At 49.5% G+C, this 15,671-nt stretch carries 14 protein-coding genes and 1 pseudogene; 4 read left to right on the forward strand and 11 right to left on the reverse strand.

The window, feature by feature from the left end; translation table 11 throughout:
- Positions 1-716, reverse strand: a pseudogene (locus BGX12_RS14270) (hypothetical protein); the annotation flags it as partial.
- Positions 717-897: 181 nt separating this feature from the next.
- Between BGX12_RS14270 and rhuM the strand changes: the two are divergent.
- A complete protein-coding gene (gene rhuM / locus BGX12_RS14275) occupies positions 898-1,809 on the forward strand; it encodes a RhuM family protein (protein WP_199220794.1) in 912 nt (303 codons plus the stop codon).
- Between the two features lie 29 nt (positions 1,810-1,838).
- On the opposite strand, the gene BGX12_RS15865 is transcribed toward rhuM, so the two are convergent.
- The 5 genes from BGX12_RS15865 to BGX12_RS14300 are packed head-to-tail and all read right to left on the reverse strand — an operon-like array spanning position 1,839 to position 5,545.
- Positions 1,839-2,786, reverse strand: coding sequence for a DapH/DapD/GlmU-related protein (locus BGX12_RS15865; protein ID WP_109736709.1), 948 nt, complete (start codon positions 2,784-2,786; stop codon positions 1,839-1,841).
- Positions 2,786-3,748, reverse strand: a complete 963-nt coding sequence (locus BGX12_RS14285) for a diacylglycerol kinase family protein (RefSeq protein ID WP_109736710.1) — start codon at positions 3,746-3,748, stop codon at positions 2,786-2,788. The genes BGX12_RS15865 and BGX12_RS14285 overlap by 1 nt, the downstream gene beginning before the upstream one ends.
- Before the next feature lie 2 nt (positions 3,749-3,750).
- Positions 3,751-4,269 carry a gamma carbonic anhydrase family protein gene (locus BGX12_RS14290; protein ID WP_109736711.1) on the reverse strand — a complete coding sequence of 173 codons (519 nt, stop codon included), beginning with the start codon at positions 4,267-4,269 and terminating at the stop codon, positions 3,751-3,753.
- A gap of 1 nt (position 4,270) precedes the next feature.
- On the reverse strand, positions 4,271-4,705 hold the full coding sequence (locus tag BGX12_RS14295; RefSeq protein ID WP_109736712.1) for a thioesterase family protein: 435 nt from the start codon (positions 4,703-4,705) through the stop codon (positions 4,271-4,273).
- 9 nt (positions 4,706-4,714) lie between these two features.
- Positions 4,715-5,545 carry a pyridoxamine kinase gene (locus BGX12_RS14300; protein WP_109736713.1) on the reverse strand — a complete coding sequence of 277 codons (831 nt, stop codon included), beginning with the start codon at positions 5,543-5,545 and terminating at the stop codon, positions 4,715-4,717.
- Positions 5,546-5,670: 125 nt separating this feature from the next.
- Between BGX12_RS14300 and glgB the strand changes: the two genes are divergently transcribed.
- Entirely contained in the window at positions 5,671-7,887 is a 2,217-nt protein-coding gene (gene glgB, locus BGX12_RS14305) for a 1,4-alpha-glucan branching protein GlgB (protein WP_233246413.1), read from the forward strand.
- Positions 7,888-8,006: 119 nt separating this feature from the next.
- On the opposite strand, the gene BGX12_RS14310 is transcribed toward glgB, so the two are convergent.
- The 4 genes from BGX12_RS14310 to BGX12_RS14325 are packed head-to-tail and all read right to left on the reverse strand — an operon-like array spanning position 8,007 to position 12,325.
- Positions 8,007-8,519: a hypothetical protein gene (locus BGX12_RS14310; RefSeq protein WP_109736715.1), complete on the reverse strand. Its 513-nt coding sequence runs from the start codon at positions 8,517-8,519 to the stop codon at positions 8,007-8,009.
- Positions 8,512-9,030 (reverse strand): hypothetical protein, encoded by a 519-nt coding sequence (locus BGX12_RS14315; RefSeq protein WP_109736716.1) that lies wholly within the window; start codon positions 9,028-9,030, stop codon positions 8,512-8,514. The genes BGX12_RS14310 and BGX12_RS14315 overlap by 8 nt, the downstream gene beginning before the upstream one ends.
- On the reverse strand, positions 9,027-10,247 hold the full coding sequence (locus BGX12_RS14320) for a PilN domain-containing protein (RefSeq protein ID WP_109736717.1): 1,221 nt from the start codon (positions 10,245-10,247) through the stop codon (positions 9,027-9,029). Before BGX12_RS14320 ends, BGX12_RS14315 begins: the two co-directional genes overlap by 4 nt.
- Complete coding sequence (locus BGX12_RS14325) at positions 10,247-12,325, reverse strand: secretin and TonB N-terminal domain-containing protein (RefSeq protein ID WP_109736718.1); 2,079 nt, start codon at positions 12,323-12,325, stop codon at positions 10,247-10,249. Before BGX12_RS14325 ends, BGX12_RS14320 begins: the two co-directional genes overlap by 1 nt.
- Before the next feature lie 223 nt (positions 12,326-12,548).
- Here BGX12_RS14325 and BGX12_RS14330 point away from each other — a divergent pair, with 223 nt between their 5' ends.
- Positions 12,549-13,457 (forward strand): PD-(D/E)XK nuclease family transposase, encoded by a 909-nt coding sequence (locus BGX12_RS14330; RefSeq protein ID WP_109736719.1) that lies wholly within the window; start codon positions 12,549-12,551, stop codon positions 13,455-13,457.
- A gap of 65 nt (positions 13,458-13,522) precedes the next feature.
- Here BGX12_RS14330 and BGX12_RS14335 read toward each other — a convergent pair whose 3' ends face one another.
- Positions 13,523-14,074, reverse strand: coding sequence for a hypothetical protein (locus BGX12_RS14335; RefSeq protein WP_146196367.1), 552 nt, complete (start codon positions 14,072-14,074; stop codon positions 13,523-13,525).
- A 739-nt stretch (positions 14,075-14,813) separates the two neighbouring features.
- Between BGX12_RS14335 and BGX12_RS14345 the strand changes: the two genes are divergently transcribed.
- The gene (locus BGX12_RS14345; protein WP_109736722.1) at positions 14,814-15,026 is read left to right on the forward strand and encodes a hypothetical protein; all 213 of its coding nucleotides are present in this window, start codon (positions 14,814-14,816) and stop codon (positions 15,024-15,026) included.
- The last annotated feature ends 645 nt before the right edge of the window (positions 15,027-15,671 follow it).

The following is a 15,671-nucleotide window of genomic DNA, read 5'->3' on the forward strand; positions in this document are numbered from 1 at the left end:
CGGCCATTTCGTTCATCGGTAAACTGTTTATAGGCATCCGCCCCCACTTTACTTGCAGCCGCGTGCGTTTTTGAATGATCAAAGGGCACATATTCACTACTGCTGGAAATCTTCACAGAACTGGAGGAAGACTTAGCACTGGAACTAGAAGCAACAGAAGAACTGCTCTTAGCAGTGCTAGAAGAGGACTTTGCGCTAGAGCTAGAGGCAACAGAGGAGCTGCTCTTAGCCGAGCTACTGGATCCTTCGCTTGATGAGCTCAGGATGACGCTGGAAGAAACCTTCACGCTGCTAGAGGATTCCTTAACAGAGCTGGAGCTGCTCCTGGCTTCGCTGGAGGAAGAAGATTCGTCCTTCTTGACGATCCAGCCCCACTTGTTCAGTTCGGCGTCGTGGATGCAGACCAGCTCCACGTTGCTGTCGTAATTGTAAGAAAGCTTGCCTTCGCGGTTTTCGTCACACTTGCAGCTCAAGGCATCAGCCAAGGTGTAAATATCGCAGACGTATTTGCTCTGCGAGCTGGAGGATTCCTTAGCAGAGCTGGAAGATTCCTTATCGCTAGAGGAGCCATTCTTGGTGCTAGAGGAGGATTTTTCCTCGTCAGCAACGCTGCTAGAGGAATCGTCGTCCCTAGCGCTGGAGCCGTTATCGCCACCGCAGGCCACGAACATGACTGCTGCGATAGACAACATCGCTAGATTCTTGAATATATTCATATGTTCTCCTAATTTATTCCCTTTTTTCAAAAAAAATATAGTCAAAAACGCAGATTGTCATAATCTGACTTTTGCAATTTGTATATTTATCCCAGCCGGAAACGCCGGTTTTTATTACATCCCCCGACAGGGGCCCGCGAGTTTCCTCGCATCATGGGAAATGCGTTCCTCGGAGTTTCCGATGGAAAATCAACTTGAAAAAACGCCCGAAAAGGGTGAAATCATCGCCTACCACACCGATGGCGAGTTGCATCTTGATGTCCGTCTCGAAAACGAAACCGTCTGGCTGACGCAGGTTCAAATTGCAGAGCTATTTGGCACAAAACGACCCGCAATTACAAAACACTTAAAAAACATCTACGCATCTCAGGAACTAGATGAACATAGCACATGTTCCGTTTTGGAACATATGGGTAATGCAAGCCAACAGGTTTACGAAACGAAATACTACAATCTTGATGCGATATTATCCGTTGGATATAGGGTAAATAGCAAAAATGCAACCCTTTTTCGTCGCTGGGCAAACCAAGTCCTTAAGGACCACCTTCTCAAAGGCTACAGCATCAACCAGCGTTTGATGCTTTCCGAGCAACGCATTGACCAGCAGCTAGTCAATCACGAGAACCATCTACAATCTCATGACAATCGGCTTGATGCTCTCGAAAAGCAAGTAGATTTCTTTGTCAAGCTAAACACGCCTCCCACAGAAGGCGCAATTCCTGCGAAATCCTGGTGGAGCGGCTACGAATTCGCAGCCCAGCTCGTCCGTTCAGCAAAACAAGAAATCATTATCATCGATCCCTATGCAGACGACAGGACTCTACGACTCCTGGCAAAAAAGTCTGCAGGAGTAAAGGGATTTGTCTATTCTGCACGAGTCACCCGCACAATGAAAGAAGAAGAGAATCTATTAAACCGTCAAAACCCCACCGTACAGGTCCTGAATATTCGTGATGTACACGACCGTTTTATCATCGTAGATGAAACAGTCTATCATGTAGGTGCGTCCATCAACGACTTGGGCAAGCAACTGACGGCTTTTTCTGTTTTAGAGTTTTTGACGAAAGAACAATTATTGGAGATGATAAAATAGACTTGAGAAGCCCCACCCCCAACGCGTTTTTATTTCTTCAAATTCTTCTTCGCCATTACACGCAGTTCCACCATTTGCCTGCGCCAGACATCGGCGTCGATGGCGGGGAAACCTGCTACGGTGCGGCCTGCGGGAACGCTCTTGGTGACGCCGGCTTTTGCGGTGACGATGGCGCCGCGGCCAATGGTGAGGTGACCTGCTGCCTTTGCGCCGCCTGCGATGTTCACGTCATCTTCCACGACGGTGGTGCCGCCTAGAGCGGTTTGTGCGGCCATGTAAATGTTATTGCCCAGAACGCAGTTGTGGCCGATCTGGACCATGGCATCAAAGTGGCTGTCGTTCCCGATGGTGGTGGGAGAAATAAAACCTGCGGCCACCACGGTATTTGCGCCGAAGCTGCAGTTATTGCCGATACGGACTCCGGCCAAGTGAGGAACCATGCGGCGCTTGCCCTGGAATTCGTAAAAACCGAAACCGCGGCTACCTACCACAACTCCCGCCTGAAAAATGCAGTTTTCCCCGATGACCACATTGGGGTATACGACCACGTTGGCTTCCAGACGGCAGTGGGCACCAATGACAGCGCCGGGCATTACTACACAGCCTGGGCCTATTTCTGCGGAAGGGTCAATCTGCGCAACAGGTGCGCCCGAGGCGTCCCGGGGCATATCCACCAGACGGGAGCCGTACTTTTCCAGAAAGCAGACCATGGCGTGATATGGATTTTCCACAGGAACCAGGCAGCGAACCTTGGGGAAAATCCTGCGGAGGTCAGATGCAGAACCATCCTGCGACGCGATACCCTGAGGAACAAACAGCACGCCAGCCTGACATTTTTCCAAATCCAAGACGGAAAACCCAGCTGCGCCAGTAATACTTTTAGCATTGCCTGTCCAAAAGCTAATATCCGTGGGGCACGCCTTTTCCAGCGAGGCAAAGCCGCGGATTTCCACCCCCTCAATAATTACCGGATTCATTACTTACCCAGGGCCAAAATCTGAATATTGCAGGCATATTCAATATTCACCTGCCTGGATATCTTGCCGCTCAGGTCTTCCCCATCCAGCTGCAGGAATTCATCTTCTGCAAATTCAAAACGGATGGATTTAGCCTTACGGGACTTGAGGAAATACTTCTTCAGGAAACCGCCCAACACAGGAATGGTGCCAAAGCCTATTCCAATGAGGAACTGCACAATGTTGCAGACACACACGATTTCCAGCAGGCCATCCGCCATGTCTGACTTGTAGAAGGGATTGGATCCGCCGGCAAAGCTGGGAATGTTCCCGACAATGACGGTCCTATATCCGGAAATATCCCTATGGCGGTTGCTACCATCGGCAGCCACATAGTGCAACCTGGCGGGTTTCAGCTTATAAAGTCGATCCGCAAAGAAACTCTTGACGTAATGCACTCGGTTCGCAAAGACGGAGCTGGAGTTGAACGCTCCCTCGGAACGGTCCTTATTGAAATCGTGGGCAATGCGGGCATCAATACCGCCGGAGAAATAGTTGGCAAATGCGATCTTTCCATTCACTTTCCAGATATCAAAGGGTCGGGACTGAGCCAACAGAAGACGACGCACCAGGAACAGCAGACCCTTATCCACATAGGGCTTGTAAAGATTGAGCACTCGGGCCAAATCGTTGCCCGTCCCCAGGGGAATCAGGCCTATCTTTACCGTCTTGGCGTATTCGGAGTTGATCATCACGGAAAGCACGGAGGAGACAGTTCCGTCACCGCCCACCGCGATCAAGGTTTCCGTAGAGGACAGGGCGTCCATGATCTGCTTTTCCATTTCATCCCGCTTGGTGAACGACGCCATCCACTGGTCCGTGGAAAAACCCATGGACTCCATGATTTCGGGAAGGTACTGGTGAATCACCTTACCTTGGCCACCGCCGCTAATAGGATTTATGAGAAAGACGAACTTATACACGACTAATACTGGTCCCTACGAAGCTCTTCCTTGATCGTTACGTAATGTTCAATACCTTCATGAAATTTACGAATTTCTTCCTCGGTAAGTTGACGTGAAACCCGTGCAGGAGTCCCCACAATGAGGCTTCCCTCGGGATATTCCTTACCCTGGGGCACCAAGGCACCGGCAGCAACCACGGAATTCTTGCGAATTCGGGCTCCATCCATGACAATTGCACCCATGCCGATTAAGACATTGTCTTCGATATCGCAGGCATGGAGGATTGCATTATGGCCCACAGTCACTTCATCCCCTACATGGACTCCCAGGTCTGTAGAAAGATGGATAGAGACATTGTCCTGGATGTTGGTGCGCTTGCCAATACGGATTTCGGCCAAGTCAGCACGGATGACCGCATTGTAGAAAACGGAGGAGTCATCCCCGATCTGGACGTCCCCAATGAGGCGGGCCCCTTCGGCAAGGAACACTCGTTCACCAAGGATGGGCTTCTTGCCCTTGTATTCGATAATGCTAGACATTTTACTTCAAGGTTCCGTAATGAGCCACCATTTCGGGGGTAATGGCCTTGGGGCGGCCACGATTCAAATCCACCAGAACCCACTGGGTCTCGGATTCAAAAATCACCTTGCCGTCACTGACACGTTCAAACTTGCACTTACGCTTGCTGACCACGGTACTAAAGGAATCCACCCAAGTGGTACCTTTGATTTCATCCCCCAGGAAAGCCTGGTTTTTATAGACGACGTGCTGTTCGTGAATCATCCAGCCGCAGTTCATTTCACGCATGAGGGCGGTACCGCCGCACTGTTCGGAATGATCCTTGGAAATATCCTGAATCCACTGGACGGACCAGACATTGTTGAAATGATGATTGTCGTCGATCATTTCGGGAGTCACCTTGAATGTATCGGTATAAACCAAAGGTTCCCAAGTCTTATTCTCTTCAGCCATCATAAACCTCGCCTATTCCAGGGATTTTACAAGTGTAGGTATTGCTGTTTCAAATTTAACACCATACCAGTGCTTTTCCGCATCATCCACCGTATTTTCGATGGCCTTCAGGGTAAAATCGGCAGCAATTTTGACCGCATCCATGATGGATTTCCCCCTCATGAGGGAGCCTGTAATGGCGGAAGCGTAAATATCCCCGGTTCCGTGGCACCACATGGACACTTTCTTGTGTTCGTAGTGCTTTAATTCGCCCTTTTCATAAACGGCGATGCCGGTAAAGCCCTCACGGAATCCGATACCGGTCATGATGACGCACCTTGTGCCTAGGTCACACAGGCGCTTGCATAATTCTTCAATATATGCCCGGTCATATTCCTCGGTATACTTTATACCGGTCAGGTAGCTTGCCTCGGAAATATTGGGCAAAAGTACGTCCGCTTCGGCACAGAGTCGCTTCATGGCCTCCACAAACTTCATGTCAAAACCCGCATAAAGCTTTCCCGCGTCCGCAAGGACCGGGTCCACGATGCGTAGAGCACCATCGTTACCGGTGGTCCTCATGATATCGCGGACAATATCCACCTGGCGTACACTTCCCAGGTACCCCGTGTAGAAGGCGTCGAACTTGATCCCTTCCCTCACCCAGTGATCTCGGATGGGCAGCATGTCGTCGGTAAGGTCCCTAAAAGTGTACCCTCTGAAACGGCCCGTATGGGTGGAAAGCACCGCAGAAGGGAGCACGGCACATTCAATACCGCAGGCAGAAACAATAGGCAAGGCCACCGTAGAGGAACACTGGCCAAAACAGGAAATATCCTGAATCGTAAGGATTCGCTTATACATGACTTAAAATGTAGTAATAAATAGGATTATCGCCCGAGTTCCATTTATTTCAAATAATTCTGTAAAAATCTCGTTGCAAAAACAAGTTTATGTTATATTTGCATAAGAAAAATATGGAGTATTGTATGGATTGGAATCAATTTACCAGCTTAACTTCAGACGACATGCAGGCTATCTGGAATTTTTCCACCAAGGATCCTTTTTCGATCCTGGGTATTCACCCGCTGAACACGGACAAGGGCGTAAAGACCGTCATCCGTACCTATCAGCCTCAGGCAAGCTTTATCCGCGGCGAATCCTGCGATGGTGAATTTGAATTTGACTTCGTAAAGATCGGGGATACAGGCTTTTTCGAGGCCATCCTGGACAAGGAGTACGAACCGTTCTTCTATAACCTGGTTATCCGCCAGGACGACGGTAACGAATACACCCTTACCGATCCCTACGCATTCCTGCCGGTACTTTCCGACTTTGACCGTCACCTGATCGCATCCGGCACCCATTACGAACTTTACCGCAAGCTGGGCGCAAACCTGGTAGAACACCAGGGCTTCAAGGGCATCCACTTCGCCGTCTGGGCTCCCAACGCACAGGCTGTATCTGTCATCGGTAGTTTCAACTCCTGGGATGGTCGCCGCCACCAGATGCGCATGCTGGGCGGTTCCGGCATTTGGGAAATCTTTATCCCGAACCTGGGCGAAGGCGAACTTTATCGTTTCGAAATCCATGGCGCCGATGGCAACCTCCACGTAAAGGTGGACCCGCTGGCAAAGCTTTCCGAAGTCCGTCCGGCAACCGCTTCCATTACCACCCACCTGGATGGTTACGAATGGGGCGATGACCTGTACATGTACACCCATTACGCCACCAAGGTCTTCGGCAGCCCCATGAACATCTATGAAGTCCATGCAGGCTCCTGGCGTCGCGATCCCGCAGATCCGGACCGTTTCCTGAACTGGGAAGAACTGGCGGACGCCCTCATTCCCTACCTGAAGGAAATGGGCTACACCCACGTGGAATTCTTGCCCCTGGCAGAGCACCCGCTGGACGAATCCTGGGGTTACCAGGTTACCGGTTACTACTCCCCCACCAGCCGTTACGGCACTCCCGACCAGTTCCGTAAGTTCGTGGACCTTTGCCACCAGAACGAAATCGGCGTGATTATCGACTGGGTTCCCGCCCACTTCCCCAAGGACGCCCATGCTCTCGGCCGCTTTGACGGTACCGCCTGCTATGAACACGCAGACCCCCGCCAGGGCGAACACCCCCACTGGGGCACCTACATCTTTAACCTGGGCCGCAACGAAGTCAAGAACTTCCTCATTGCAAATGCAATGTACTGGCTCAAGGAATTCCACTGCGACGGCCTCCGCGTAGACGCCGTTGCAAGTATGCTGTACCTGGACTACGGTAAGGGCCCCGGCGAATGGGTCCCCAACAAGGACGGCGGCAACATCAACTACGACACCCTGGAATTCCTGAAGCACCTGAATTCTGTGATGGGCCGCCTGGCTCCCCACGGCATCCTCATCGCCGAAGAATCCACCAGCTTCCCCAGCATTACCCGTCCTCCTGAACAGGGCGGCCTGGGTTTCCACTATAAGTGGAACATGGGTTGGATGAACGACTTCCTCAGCTACATCCAGCACGAGCCCATCCATCGTAAGTATCACCACAACAGCCTTACCTTCAGCATGGTGTACGCCTACTCCGAAAACTTCATCCAGGTGTTCAGCCACGACGAAGTTGTCCACGGTAAGGGCTCCATGCTTGGGAAGATGCCTGGCGACAACTGGCAGAAGTTTGCAAACCTCCGTTTGACTTACGCCTTCCAGTACGCACACCCGGGCAAGATCCTGAACTTCATGGGCAACGAATTCGGTCAGTTCCGCGAATGGAACGAAAAGCGTTCTTTGGACTGGCACCTGGTCAGCTGGGATAGCCACGGCAAGGTTCTCGCCATGATCAAGGACCTGAACCATGTCTATAAGGAAAACGCACCCTTCTGGGAAATCGACCATTACCATACCGGTTTCGAATGGATCTGGTGCGACGATGCCGACAACTCCATCGTAAGCTTTGTCCGTAAGGATGACCACGGCAACCAGATTCTCTGCGTCTTCAACTTTACCCCGGTTGTACGTCATGACTACCGTCTGGGCGCACCCACCAAGGGCAAGTGGAAGGAAATCTTCAACACCGACGCAGGCATCTACGGCGGCTCCAACGTGGGCAACATGGGAGAAGTCTGGACTCAGGACATCCCCTGGCAGAATCGCGAACAGAGCTTGAACGTACAGGTCCCGCCCCTGGGCGCTGTCTTCTTCAAGCTGGAGAAGTAATTGCAACCGTCATCCTGAGCGATGATTACAGTCGTCATCCTGAGCGCCGCAGGCGCGAAGGATCCAAGCATTTAAAAAGACCTCACGCATGTGAGGTCTCTTTTTTATGAAATAAAAATTCACCTGATCTCAAAAGTTCCGCCGGCGTACTGTAGCACAACGCGGTTTACTTCGATGGACTGCACCACCACATTCCAGATTTCCTGGCCTACGCTGACAACTGCGGATTCGCCACGGAACTTGATGATGGCCACAGGATTGTCGCCGGGCAAAATGGCATCCAAAGTAATGGAGGGCGGTTTAGGAGGAGGCGGAGCCACTGCCACCGGGGCTTCCACAGGGGCGGAGGCAACCTTCACCACACGGGGCTTAGGCGGTGGCAAAATGCTTGTGGGAACCTTGAAGGGATCGCGCATGTCATTTTCCGGCATTTCCTGCGGGTTCAAGCGAGAAAGCAGGCTCTTAAAATCCAGGCGGGTTTCAATATCCAGGGGCGTTTTACCAGACAAATCCTCAAACAATCCAGATTCACTTTGGCCTTTCTGGGAATCCACCTTATCAGACATCTTGAACAGGAATACACCCCAGATCATGAGCGTAACAGTCACCAGGAGAACAAGGAACTTATTCATCGTGACCTGCCTTGCTGAGGACCGACAGATAGACAGAAGCCACACCGGGGCGCATGTCCACATTAACGACCTTGACACTGTAGGTGCTGTTTTCCAAGGTGGTCAAGAATCGCAGGAACTGAGGGAATCCAGAATTCGCCTTGAACCTTACGGGGTATTCCAGATTCTCGCCACGCCTTGCCACCTCGCCGGTTGACAAATCCTGAAGAACAACCTCGTTTTGCTTGGATGCTTCCAGAATAAATGTCAGTATCTTGGAAGAAGACACCGATACATTCACGTAAGAATCCAGTTCCGATGAAATCTTTTTGTAGTTGGCGATTAGCGAATCCGGCGACGTTGTGCCGTTGTCCAAAACCGAAGACTCCCCTATTTCGGAACGGATGGCCACCAATATGCCACTGGCATCCTTCATCCTGGGGAACAAATACACTCCGATGATAGCAACCAGAGCCACGACAGACAAAACGGTAAGCAAGGTGTACTTGTAGCGGGCTAGAAATCCACTCATGGAATCACCTCCGCAGACAAGTCAAATTTCACTACAGGCTTACGCTTGAATGTGGTTTTTTCCGTAGAACGCAAGCGAACATTTATCAATCGTTTTTCATGTTCCAAAGTAGACAGGAATTCAGAAACTTCTTCGGACGTGGCAGAGTACCCCTGCATGGAATGAACGTTTCCGTTTACGGACCAATGGGTTATCCAAGTATCCGTGGGTAAATCCGCGGTAATAAGCGACAAGAAGGAGGAAGAGCGACTGCGATGGCTGAGGAACTTTTCTGTACCAGCCTTGTCGGCTTCCAGCTTTTTCCAAACGCGGTCCAGCTCCCTGCGAGTTTCGATTCTCTTTTCGATGGCAGCCACCTGGGTCTGAGTCTTGGAAACGTACCAGGAAACACCGCCCCAGAAAGCCAGGGTCACCAGCAAGGTGGTTACCAGTACGCCAACGCAAGCCTTGAAAGTCCTACGGAAAAGTGCGGCTTCGCGAATTCGAGCAACGGCCCCATTATCGGGCATCGTAGAAAACACCGGCAAATGATCCGTGCGGAAAAGCCATGCATCTTCAGCCACCACCTTGGCCATATCTTCGGCGCTGGGCGAAAATTCTTCGACGATTACAGACTTCTGGAAGAAACGTTCCTTGACAAAGTCCACAATTTTAACGCAATCCTCGCCTTCAGAAGATCCAAAAGCCTTGCTGAACCAGTAAAATTCACCCTGGTCAAAGTACCAGGCCTTGGTGACCCCATTTTCCGTATTCTTGAACAGCTTAGCCCCAGACAAATCCTGCTGGCGAAGCATTTCAATTTCAAAGAACAAAACAGGCAGGTGGGCCAAAATCTTGAATTCCACCTTTACCACCTCTTCAACCAATTCCTCGAAGGATCGGCGAAGGGCGACCACAGCAAAATCCCCATCGATGGAATTGACGTATTCAAAGTTTTCGCGCTTGAATTCTTCGTCGCCGATTTGGACCATCTTTACCGGAGTTGCATCGTCAACCAAAAGGATGCCATCGGCAGAACCGCCATTGGCCACCTGAAAGCGGCGGCACTCCTCGAAAGTGCCGGAGTAGGACAAATCCACATAGCTATGACCTGCCCCTCGACCGCGAAGCACACGCAAAATCTGAGCGAAGCCACCATTGGCGCAGTCGCGAGCAATAAGTACCCACCAGTACCGACCCGTTGATACACTCAAAGCTGTGCGGAAAGCGTTGGCCACTACTTGCCCTCGGCAGCCTTTTCCGCAGGCTTTTCTACAGACTTTTCTGCAGTCTTCTCGGCGGTCATTTCCTTCACCTTGGCATCGACCTTCTTGTCGTTCACCAAGGGCATCTTGGCGCGGGCGATTTCGTCGGCCACATCTACACTGCCTTCGGAGCCGTAGTAAATATGGGGCGTCACGAAAATCAGCAGCTGGCTCTTGCTGTGAACACGTTCCACATTGCGGAACAACCAGCCAATCACGGGAATGGAACCTAGGAACGGTACCTGCCTATGAACATCGCTGACACTTTCCTTGACCATGCCGCCCAGCACAATGGTTTCGCCATCGCGAAGGCGCACAGAAGACTTGACATAACGCTTGTTCAACGTGGGCGGAACTTCGCTGCTAAAGCTACCTTCCGGTTCAGAAAAATCAGGAACAATTTCGCAGGTAATCTCCCCTTCGCCAGTCACATAGGGAGTCACAGTAATGTTGGAGTTGGCCTCGATCTGTTCGAAACGCTGGGTCGTCTTGGAAGTAACCGCATCGCCCTGGTTGTAATCCACCTCGGAAGCCATCATATAGTACTGGGTCTGACCAATGGTAAGCACTGCGGTTTCGCCATTCAAGGTTGCAATCTGGGAGCGAGCCTTTACATCCAGGATCTTTTCCTGCTCCATGGCATTGATCTTTGTAACAAGATCCTTGGGGATGCTGACAATTTCGCCAAGACCAATACCATTGAATACACGCTGCAGCTGCTTGGAATTCAAAGTCTGGTCAACACTTGGGAACAAGTTCTCGGAGCCAACACTCTTGGCGGCATTACCAAAGAACAAATTCAAACCATGATTATGCCCCTTTTCCAAATCCAAGTCAACCACCAGGACCTCAATCAAAATCTGGGCCACAGGCAAGTCCATCTTTTCTACATACTGGGAAATAGCATCCAGCACATCGTAGCTACCGGCAGCCATCAAGGCATTCTGGGACTTGACCACCTGAATCTGGGTGCCCTTGGTCAATGTAGAAGGCAAAAGCTTGATCACATCTTCGGCCTTGAGATGCTTCAACTTGATCAACAAGGAATTATCGGCAGTTTGCATTTCGTGAGGGCCGATAAAGTACACACCATTACGTTCCCAGAAAGTATAGGCCGTACCGCGGAACAAGTACTTGAGCGTTTCGCGAACCGGAACACCGGACATATGGGCAGTCACCTGGCCATCCAGCTTGCCATAGACCATGGCGTTCAGCTTCGTCTGGGAAAGAATTTCGCTAAGCAAGGAAGCCAAAGGAGCCTCTACCGCCTCGATAGATAAAAGAGAATCGCTAGAGAGGCGGACCTTAAACTTGTTGCTGTTTTCCTTGTTCTTGCCACCAAGATTCCATGTGGACTTTTTGATGGTGACAATTCCCTCTTCGTCGTCATAGCTCAAGTCAGAAGATTCTGCCAAGTGGCGGACCGCACGTTCAAAAGGCATGTTCTGCACAAAAACCGTGACAGACTTGGAATTGCCCTGTTCCAGCAAAATGTTCTTGCCAGAAACTTCCACAATCTTGCGGACCACCTTATCCAGCGGAGCATCTTCCACATCAATGGTCAACAAACCAGAGACGTCACCCGAGACCAGACGTTCTTTGTCATCCCGGACTTGACTTTCTTTGTCACCCCGGACTTGATCCGGGGTCTCCTTTGTCCACTCAACAACGAAACGTTTTTCGGGAGCCTTGGGCGGTTCCGGAGCCTTAACCACCGGCTTTTGCACACGAATGACACCGCCATCCAGCACATATTCGTAGCCGTTCCCCTGCAGAAGAACGCGAAGAGCATCCTTCAAAGGCTGATTATTGAAGTTTACCGTTACAGGTCCCTTAACTTCGGGAGCCAGGAACAAGTTCAGGCCATACTGAACAGCCATGCCCTGGAGCAAGTCGCGAATTTCGGTATTCTTGACATTCAGATTCTTGATGACAACAGAATCTGGAATGGGCAGCGGCTGCGCGGCACCCTGAGACTGCTGTGCAAAAACAGAAACGCAAATAAAGCTAAAAAGGACTACAAAAAGTCTAAAACTAGTCGAGAATTTCAAAATAACCCCCGAAATACTCCCCTATGGAGATTTCGAAGGCAAATTTAGTAAAATCGGGGGAATTTTAAAGTTGTTTTTTTATCACAAAAATATGGTTTGGAACCCTAGTGCAAACAAATTTTTTCATAAAAAGCGCGTTCGCCAAGAAATTTCCTGCGTGTCATAGTATGTAGGGCGAAGCGGCCCTGCGCCATCGCGGGGGCGTTCCCGTCGGGAGAACATTATGGCAACTTTTGAGGAAAAAATTCAAAGGCAAATCGAAATCATTAGGCAACACACGTTCCTGGACCCCACGCGGGATAAGGTTTTCAAGGAAATCTTTTCGAAGGACGTGACTCTAATCCATTTTCTGAACGCGGTCATGCATATGCCCGAGGAGCGGAAGATCGTGAGCATCGAACGCAAGAAGCCCGCATCGACACTGACCTCGGCAATTGACAAGGAGGAGGTCCGTTTCGACGTTCACGCCAAGCTGAACAACAATGAGTTTATTGACCTGGAGATGCAGCGGGCGTCTCACGAGGATTTCGCGGACCGTGTGGAACTTTACGCCGACCAGCTTTCCATTGAATCCAAGATTCATTTCGATAGCCAGCGCACCGAGGCCGAGAAGGAGGACCATCCTTATCTGATGCCCAGCACCTACTGCGTATGGATTTGCAACTTTCCTGTGGATTTTTGTGAAAACTACCGTGAGGAGCTGGGATTGTTCCGTTTTTCCAGTGTGGGGAATCCCGCCGCCTTGCCGGTCTATACGAAAAAGAGGTATATTTTGCTTGACTTGAGCAAGGTGGATGCGAAGGTATTGAACCTGAACACCGCCGAGACGGAATGGCTGGAACTTTTCACCAGGATGGCCTCGGCCAAGGACGCGCCCAAGACGAAGGACCCCGTCATCGCAGACGTATACCGCCGCATGATGGTGAGCGCCATGGAAAAGAACTTTATCACGGAGGTTGCAACAGGTATGGTCACAGAAGCTGAAATCAGCACCCGCATCGGGACCGCCCACCGCGAAGGCCGTGAAGAAGCCTATAGGGAAATGGCAAAGGCTTTCCGAGATAGGGGTGTTGCCATGGATATTATCGTTGATTCAACAGGCCTCACCCCCGAGGAAATCAAGGCTCTGTAACCATAGTCCATTCTTGCAATTTAAAAGGCCGTACCAATGAAGGCGCGGCCCTATTTTTTAGAACGTCATGCAGCGCTCATCCAGCGGAGGAATTCCTGGCAGGATTCGTCACCCAGGCTGTTCATTTTCTTAGTTAATTCCAGGGAATTCCTGAAGGCCACATCACAGCAGTGACGGTAGATTTTTACTTCGTCATTCTTGGCGGCGGCAATATTATTCTTAATCGCATCGGTGCTACGAAGGTAGTTGTGATGGACCTGCTCCATATAATCGATACGCTCCTTGATAGCAAGTTTCTCCAGCTGCTCCACCGGGATTTTTCTTGACACAGCCAGCGCATATTCAATCGCCGTAGTTATCTTCGGAGATGAAGCCCCCGAAATATAGCGGGAGAAAGCCCTCGATAGTTCCGTCACGGTTTCGCGATCCTGATTCGAATTAAATTCCGCAAGAGACCTTACTGCAGTCTTGCAAATCCTATAGGCTCGGGCACGTTCCACATTCCATTCGGAAAAATACCTTGACGCAGGCATCATAACCACTGTTTCCAGTTGCTTCAAGATTTTTCCATAGGCATCAATGGCTCCGGAAACCATGGGATTATCGATTTTTTGCATTTTTTCGAAGATTTTGCGATGCACTTTGACATACGACAGTAAATTATAGTTGCGAAAGCCCTGACTTTCCTTGTAGTCCATATCCTAACTCCTTTTTGAGGTTTTAGCTCAAATTCCTACAATAAACTACAAATCAGTTGCACAAGAAACAAATTCTAGGGGAAAAAAGCGCATTTTCATTTGTAGCACCACCATTTCTTGTGGTGCTTGATACAAAAAAATTTGTAGAACCAAAATCCTAGATGAACAATCCTGCACAAACTTTTGGACAACCTAGATCCTACATGTACGATGCTGCACAAACTTTTGGAAAACATAGATCCTACGTGTACGATGCTGCACAAACTTTTGGAAAACATAGATCCTACGTGTACGATGCTGCACAAACTTTTGGAAAACCTAGATCCTACGTGTACGATGCTGCACAAACTTTTGGAAAACATAGATCCCTATACGTACGATGCTGCACAAACTTTTGGAAAACATAGATCCTACATGTACGATGCTGCACAAACTTTTGGAAAACATAGATCCTACACGTACGATGCTGCACAAACTTTTGGACAAACTAGATCCTACGTGTACGATGCTGCACAAACTTTTGGAAAACATAGATCCTACACGTACGATGCTGCACAAACTTTTGGAAAACCAAAATCCTACATGTACGATGCTGCACCATTATTTGTCGTACCTAGATTTTAAGAGAAGGTTCATTTACAGGTTCCAGAACCGCGAGATGGACGACGAACCTACCCGCGAATACATGCAGTATTTCGCCACAAAGAAATGCGAAGCCAAGAACAAGGAACTTGCCAAGGGCTTCCGCGAAGACGGCATTCCTCTCGAAATCATTTCTAAGCGTACAGGCCTCTCCCCTGAGGGCATGCCTTGCGCTCACGGGTCTTGGACACGCGTCTGCCGGAACCGTCGTAGGCCATGGTCAGCATAAGGCTATCGCCCCTACTGCAACTACGCGTATTCTCAAGTACATTTCCTGATTTGCTTTCCATCCTGAACTCCACCGGCATTCCTCTCCAATCATAGGAAATTTTCAGGGACTGTTCTTTTTTTTAATTATATCATCAAACGACATCTCCGAATCATCCTTTGGTTTCAAACCCAAGGCCTCATCAAAAATGTCCGAATCATCCTTCGGCCTTTTTGATGAAAACAAGTTTAGTATAGATTGATATGTATTTTCCTTTTCCAGAATTACAATCAAAATAAAAGGTATCAAAAAAGAAATTAGTATTGAAGTGAACAAAAGAAATAAATCATTAAAGCCCAAAATTACAATCGCAATAACAACATTTGTTGTCAAAAGAATTAGTGATAACAAAATTTTTTCTCGCAAACTCATAATTAATGCTTTTCCACTATCATTTCATCAAATTCAGGAGTACATTCACCATTCGGTTGATAGGATGTTCCCCATTCATCTGCAAGAGTCCTTATATTTTCTGCGTATTGTTCAGCAGCCTCATAAGAATCAAATGAGTGGCGAATTTAAGTCGCCAAGTAAATTTGTTTAACTTGCCTAGAAATATACTCTAATGGGGTGAGAAATCCAAGTCGTTTTCTCGGCCGATTGTTC

Source organism: Fibrobacter sp. UWR4 (genome assembly GCF_003149045.1).
In the GTDB taxonomy this organism is placed as follows: domain Bacteria; phylum Fibrobacterota; class Fibrobacteria; order Fibrobacterales; family Fibrobacteraceae; genus Fibrobacter.

Bases quoted from the DNA above. Each gene is read 5' to 3' on its own strand.
- BGX12_RS14330 (WP_109736719.1), top strand. From the start codon at position 12,549: ATGGCAACTTTTGAGGAAAAAATTCAAAGGCAAATCGAAATCATTAGG.
- glgB (WP_233246413.1), top strand. From the start codon at position 5,671: ATGGATTGGAATCAATTTACCAGCTTAACTTCAGACGACATGCAGGCT.
- BGX12_RS14345 (WP_109736722.1), top strand. From the start codon at position 14,814: ATGGACGACGAACCTACCCGCGAATACATGCAGTATTTCGCCACAAAG.
- BGX12_RS14315 (WP_109736716.1), bottom strand. From the start codon at position 9,030: ATGAGTGGATTTCTAGCCCGCTACAAGTACACCTTGCTTACCGTTTTG.
- BGX12_RS14300 (WP_109736713.1), bottom strand. From the start codon at position 5,545: ATGTATAAGCGAATCCTTACGATTCAGGATATTTCCTGTTTTGGCCAG.
- BGX12_RS15865 (WP_109736709.1), bottom strand. From the start codon at position 2,786: ATGAATCCGGTAATTATTGAGGGGGTGGAAATCCGCGGCTTTGCCTCG.
- BGX12_RS14290 (WP_109736711.1), bottom strand. From the start codon at position 4,269: ATGTCTAGCATTATCGAATACAAGGGCAAGAAGCCCATCCTTGGTGAA.
- BGX12_RS14335 (WP_146196367.1), bottom strand. From the start codon at position 14,074: ATGCAAAAAATCGATAATCCCATGGTTTCCGGAGCCATTGATGCCTAT.
- BGX12_RS14310 (WP_109736715.1), bottom strand. From the start codon at position 8,519: ATGAATAAGTTCCTTGTTCTCCTGGTGACTGTTACGCTCATGATCTGG.
- rhuM (WP_199220794.1), top strand. From the start codon at position 898: ATGGAAAATCAACTTGAAAAAACGCCCGAAAAGGGTGAAATCATCGCC.
- BGX12_RS14295 (WP_109736712.1), bottom strand. From the start codon at position 4,705: ATGATGGCTGAAGAGAATAAGACTTGGGAACCTTTGGTTTATACCGAT.